The sequence below is a fragment of the Micromonospora sp. 4G55 genome, from assembly GCF_016803375.1.
On record NZ_JAEVHN010000465.1, the window covers coordinates 1 to 4,969 of the forward strand.

At 74.2% G+C, this 4,969-nt stretch carries 4 protein-coding genes and 1 pseudogene; 2 read left to right on the plus strand and 3 right to left on the minus strand.

The genetic code is table 11. The features are described 5' to 3' along the window. Nucleotides 1-194 (minus strand): hypothetical protein (locus JNW89_RS27450; protein WP_238451255.1); only part of this gene is annotated, 194 nt, incomplete at its 3' end. Between the two features lie 269 nt (nucleotides 195-463). Here JNW89_RS27450 and serA point away from each other — a divergent pair. Then, entirely contained in the window at nucleotides 464-2,062 is a 1,599-nt protein-coding gene (serA, locus tag JNW89_RS27455; protein WP_238451256.1) for a phosphoglycerate dehydrogenase, read from the plus strand. Between the two features lie 64 nt (nucleotides 2,063-2,126). On the opposite strand, the gene JNW89_RS27460 is transcribed toward serA, so the two are convergent. After that, on the minus strand, nucleotides 2,127-2,483 hold the full coding sequence (locus JNW89_RS27460; RefSeq protein ID WP_238451257.1) for a hypothetical protein: 357 nt from the start codon (nucleotides 2,481-2,483) through the stop codon (nucleotides 2,127-2,129). A 356-nt stretch (nucleotides 2,484-2,839) separates the two neighbouring features. Further along, on the minus strand, nucleotides 2,840-3,715 hold the full coding sequence (locus JNW89_RS27465) for an FAD:protein FMN transferase (RefSeq protein WP_238451259.1): 876 nt from the start codon (nucleotides 3,713-3,715) through the stop codon (nucleotides 2,840-2,842). 221 nt (nucleotides 3,716-3,936) lie between these two features. Between JNW89_RS27465 and JNW89_RS27470 the strand changes: the two are divergent. Beyond that, nucleotides 3,937-4,969 (plus strand): annotated as a pseudogene (locus JNW89_RS27470) (3-isopropylmalate dehydrogenase); the annotation flags it as partial.

Consider the following 4,969-nt stretch of genomic DNA (forward strand, 5'->3'; position numbering starts at 1 on the left):
GGTTGCTCGGCTTCCAGCCGGCGGCGCAGCGTCACCGCCTCGGCGGCGGCCGCGGTGCGGGCGGGGACCGACCGGGCGGAGATTTTCACCTGGTGGGACCGGGTGACCAACGCCTCGGCCAGCCGTGGCCCGTACCGGAGCGGGTGTCGGCGAGCCAGTGGACGCAGCAGCGCGATGCGGACGGCGGGTGACATGGCAGCGCTCCTCCCCGTTGCGGACGCTGGCCCCCGTTGTAGCGGGCAAGGTCAACCGCGCTCGTTGGTGAACCGGGGATGACGGGCGGGCGACGACCCTGTGTGAGGGCCCTCACCCCGCCGTCCGGGACACGTCGGGCATCAGGCCACCTACGATCCCTGGTAGGTGCGTAGCCGGCACCTGACCCGGCCATGGCACGGATCAGCGCAGGGCGCAGCGCGGCGTCCCGACGCCCCAGGCCGACCGCATACGACGTCTACGAGGACCGATGAATCCTGTCGTACTGATCGCCGAAGAACTCGCCCCCGCCGCCATCGAGGTGCTCGCCCACGACTTCGACGTACGCCACGTCGACGGCACCGATCGCCCGGCCCTGCTCTCCGCGCTCTCCGAGGCCGACGCGGTGATCGTGCGCAGCGCCACCCAGATCGACGCCGAGGCGATCGCGGCCGCGCCGCGGCTCAAGGTGGTCGCCCGGGCCGGCGTCGGGCTGGACAACGTCGAGGTGCCGGCCGCCACCGCGCGGGGCGTCATGGTCGTCAACGCTCCCACCTCCAACATCGTGTCCGCCGCCGAGCAGGCCGTCGCGCTGCTGCTCGCCGTGGCGCGCAACACCGCCGCGGCCAGCGCCGCCCTCAAGGCGGGGGAGTGGAAGCGGTCCAAGTACACCGGCGTCGAGCTGCAGGGCAAGACCGTCGGCGTGGTCGGCCTGGGCCGCATCGGCGTGCTCTTCGCCCAGCGCATCGCCGCCTTCGGCACCCGGCTCATCGCGTACGACCCCTACATCCAGCCGGCCCGGGCCGCCCAGCTCGGCGTCCGCCTGGTGGGTCTGGAGGAGCTGCTGCGGGAGAGCGACTTCATCTCCATCCACCTGCCGAAGACCCCGGAGACCGTGGGCCTGATCGGTGCGAAGGAGCTGGCGGTCGTCAAGCCCGGCGTCCGGATCGTCAACGCCGCCCGCGGCGGCCTGGTCGACGAGCAGGCCCTGGCCGACGCGATCGCCGAGGGCCGGGTCGCCGGCGCCGGCGTCGACGTGTACGCCAAGGAGCCCTGCACCTCCTCGCCGCTGTTCGCCTTCGACAACGTGGTGGCCACCCCGCACCTGGGCGCCTCCACCCACGAGGCGCAGGACAAGGCCGGGCTGGCCGTGGCGAAGAGCGTCAAGCTGGCGCTGCAGGGCGAGTTCGTGCCGGACGCGGTCAACGTGCAGGCCGGCGGCGTGGTCGCCGAGGACGTCCGCCCGCTGCTGCCGCTGGCCGAGAAGCTGGGCCGGGCCTTCACCGCCGTCGCCGGCGGGGTGGCCGCCAGCGTCACCGTCGAGGTGCGCGGCGAGATCGTCAGCCACGACGTGTCGGTCCTCAAGCTCGCCGCCACCAAGGGGCTGTTCAGCTCGGTGGTGGAGGAGCAGGTCACCTACGTCAACGCGCCGCACCTGGCCGCCGAGCGGGGCGTCGAGGTGACCCTCGCGACGCAGGCCGAGACGGTCGACCACCCCAACCTGGTCACCGTCCGTGGGGCGCTGCCCGACGGCCGTACGGTCAGCGTCTCCGGCACCGTCACCAACACCGGCACCCGCGACGTCATCAAGCTGACCGAGGTGGACGGTTTCGACGTGGAGATCGGCGCGGAGGGCATCCTGCTCTTCCTGCGCTACGTCGACCGGCCCGGCGTGGTCGGCACCGTCGGCACGCTGCTCGGCGAGGCCGGCGTCAACATCGCCGCCATGCAGGTGGCCCGGCGGGAGGCCGGCGGCGAGACGCTGATGACCCTCACCGTCGACCAGGCGCTCGGGGCGGACCTGCTCACCTCGGCGGCCGACTCGATCGGCGCGACCTCGGCCAGCGCCGCCGACCTGCGCGACGAGTAGCACCCGCGGGCACGACGCAGGGGGGCTCGGCCGTCTCGGCCGGGCCCCTCGCCGTACGGGCGGGTCAGCCCGCGACGCGGGACGGCGGCGGATAGACCGAGCCGTCCTGGGCGTCGAAGAGCATCAGGTCGTGCTGACCGGCCAGTCGCTCGATGTCGAGCAGCACCTGGTCCTCGCAGGTCGGCACGAGGTTCAGCTCGACATGGTCGTTGGCCGCGTGCAGCGGCGCGACCTCCCACGGCGTACCCGGTACGACCCGCCGGTCCGGGTAGCTGGCGGTGATGGCCCGGTAGAAGCCGACCACCCGTGGGTCGGGGTGCCGGTCATCGTGGCGTCCCTCGCGGCACCGCCGCACCGCCGCCCGGACGTCCTCCGGTGTGGCCCCGTCAGGCAGGGCCCACACGCTCAGATCGAAACTCACGGCGGACAGCGTGCCATCCGCCGTTCACCTTCCTGCAGCGGACCCGCCGACGCGCGATCGGAAGGTGACGCGAGGTCCGTCCGGGACGGTCCGCTGTGGAGACTCTTGCGTCGAGTTGCGTCGATTCGCTAGCGTACCGGTGCGGTCGCCGGCCGAGCGTTCGGCCCGTCTTCGGGTGACGAGGTCAGGCGTTCCGGCCGACCGGTCCGCACCCCTCGATTGCGCAAGCCACGCGCACTCGTCGCTGACCGGCCCCCACGGTCGTTGCCGAGACCGTGGGGGCCGATCGCCGGCCCGCCGACCGCGCCACCCGATGGACCCCCTCCACCGGTCGGCCGACGTGCCCCCCGCCGCGCTCAGCGACGCCGGTGGGCGAAGAGCGCCTGATATCCCGAGCCGTTGCGGAACCAGGCCAGCCCGGTCGGGCCGGCCGCGTACAGCGCGGTGGCGTAGGCGTCCGCCACCGCCAGGTCGGGCCCGACGACGGTGGCGGCGACCAGCTGGTCGGCGGGTTCGCCGGTGTGTGGGTCGACCACGTGGTCCCGGCGGCCCGTCACCCCGGAGGTGCCCACCGCGCCGGCCGTCATCTCCAGCACCAGCGGCGGGCGACGCCCGTCGGTCGGGTGGTGCACCGCGACCCGCCAGGGCCCGCCGTGCGCGGCGTGACCCCGGACGGTGAGGTCCGCGCCGGAGAGCACGGCGTAGTCGTGGATGCCGGCGGCGCGCAGCCGGGCCGCCGCCCGCTCCACCGCCCAGCCGTTGAGCAGGCCGCCGGGATCGAAACCGCCGGGTACGGCCCAGGCGTCGAACCAGCCGTCGGTGGCGGCGCGCATCGCCGCGCAGCGGTCCACCAGGTCCGCCAGCGGCGGGTACGACTCGGGCGCGATCTCGCCCCGGCGCAGCCGGGAGACCAGGCTGTCCGGCCGGCCCGGGCCGTAGGTGAGGTCGATGGCGCGCAGTTCCGCGACGGCGTCGCGCAGCGCGTCCCCGACCAGCCGGCGCCCGACGTGCTCGGGGGCATTGAGCAGCAGCGAGTACTCGGCGGTGCTGGTGCGTACGGTGTGCTGGACGGCGATCCGGTCGACGGCGGCCTCGCCGGTGCGGTCGACCCGCTGGCTGCTGGTGCCGAGCCGCAGGTCCGGCCGGCGCCGGGTGAACGCCGCCTGGTCCACCCACCGGGTGCGGGGCTGCTCGTTCGTCCCGGCCGGTCGGTACCGCTGGTCGATCCGCATGACACCGCTCCTTCGCCGACGGCGCCGCGGCACCGCGGCGAATCCCGTCACGGGCCCCCGTGACCCGTTCGTCATCGACCATAGGCAGCGGACATGACCGCACCATGAATGTCACCTGGGAGCCTCCTGAGCATCCGTGTGTCCCGAATGTTGGGCAACGCGTACCGGGAGGCGGGACGGCGACGTACCGTGCACGTGAACGACGAGGTGAGGAGCGCCAGGTGGCACGGATCGCGGTGGTGGCCGGGGACGGTATCGGACCCGAGGTGGTCGCGCAGGCCCTCAAGGTCCTCGACGCCGTGCACCCCGGGATCGAGGCCACCCGCTACGACCTCGGCGCGGCGCGGTACCACCGCACCGGCGAGGTGCTGCCCGACGCGGTGCTGACCGAGTTGGCCGACCACGACGCCATCCTGCTCGGCGCCGTCGGCGACCCCTCCGTCCCGCCGGGCGTCCTGGAGCGCGGCCTGCTGCTCAAGCTCCGCTTCGCCTTCGACCAGTACGTCAACCTGCGCCCGTCGCGGCTCTGGCCCGGCGTGCCGGGCCCGCTGGCCAACGTCAAGCCCGGCGAGGTCGACCTGGTGGTCGTCCGGGAGGGCACCGAGGGGCTCTACGCGGGCGCCGGCGGCGTGCTGCACCGGGACACCCCGGCCGAGGTGGCCACCGAGGAGAGCCTGAACACCCGGCACGGGGTCGAGCGGGTCGTCCGGGACGCCTTCGCCCGGGCCGCCCGGCGCGAGCGCCGCAAGGTCACCCTGGTGCACAAGACCAACGTGCTGACCCACGCCGGTTCGCTGTGGGCGCGCGCCTTCGCGGCGGTAGCCGCCGAGCACCCGGACGTGACCACCGAGTACCAGCACGTCGACGCCGCCGCGATGTTCCTGGTCACCCAGCCCCAGCGCTACGACGTGGTGGTCACCGACAACCTCTTCGGCGACATCCTCACCGACATCGCCGCCGCCGTCACCGGCGGGATCGGGCTCGCCGCCAGCGGCAGCATCAACCCCGACGGGACGTACCCGTCGATGTTCGAGCCGGTACACGGCTCGGCGCCGGACATCGCCGGCAAGGGGCTCGCCGACCCGGTCGCCGCGGTGCTCTCCGCCGCGCTCCTGCTCGACCAGCTCGGCCACGCCGACGCCGCCGCGGCGGGTGACCGCGGCGGTCGCCGTGGAGCTGGGCCAACCGCACCCCGGGCGTACCGCTGCGGCACCGAGGAGGTCGGGCGACCGGCTCGCCGCCCACGCCGTGGCC

Bases quoted from the DNA above. Each gene is read 5' to 3' on its own strand.
- JNW89_RS27465 (WP_238451259.1), bottom strand. From the start codon at position 3,715: ATGCGGATCGACCAGCGGTACCGACCGGCCGGGACGAACGAGCAGCCC.
- serA (WP_238451256.1), top strand. From the start codon at position 464: ATGAATCCTGTCGTACTGATCGCCGAAGAACTCGCCCCCGCCGCCATC.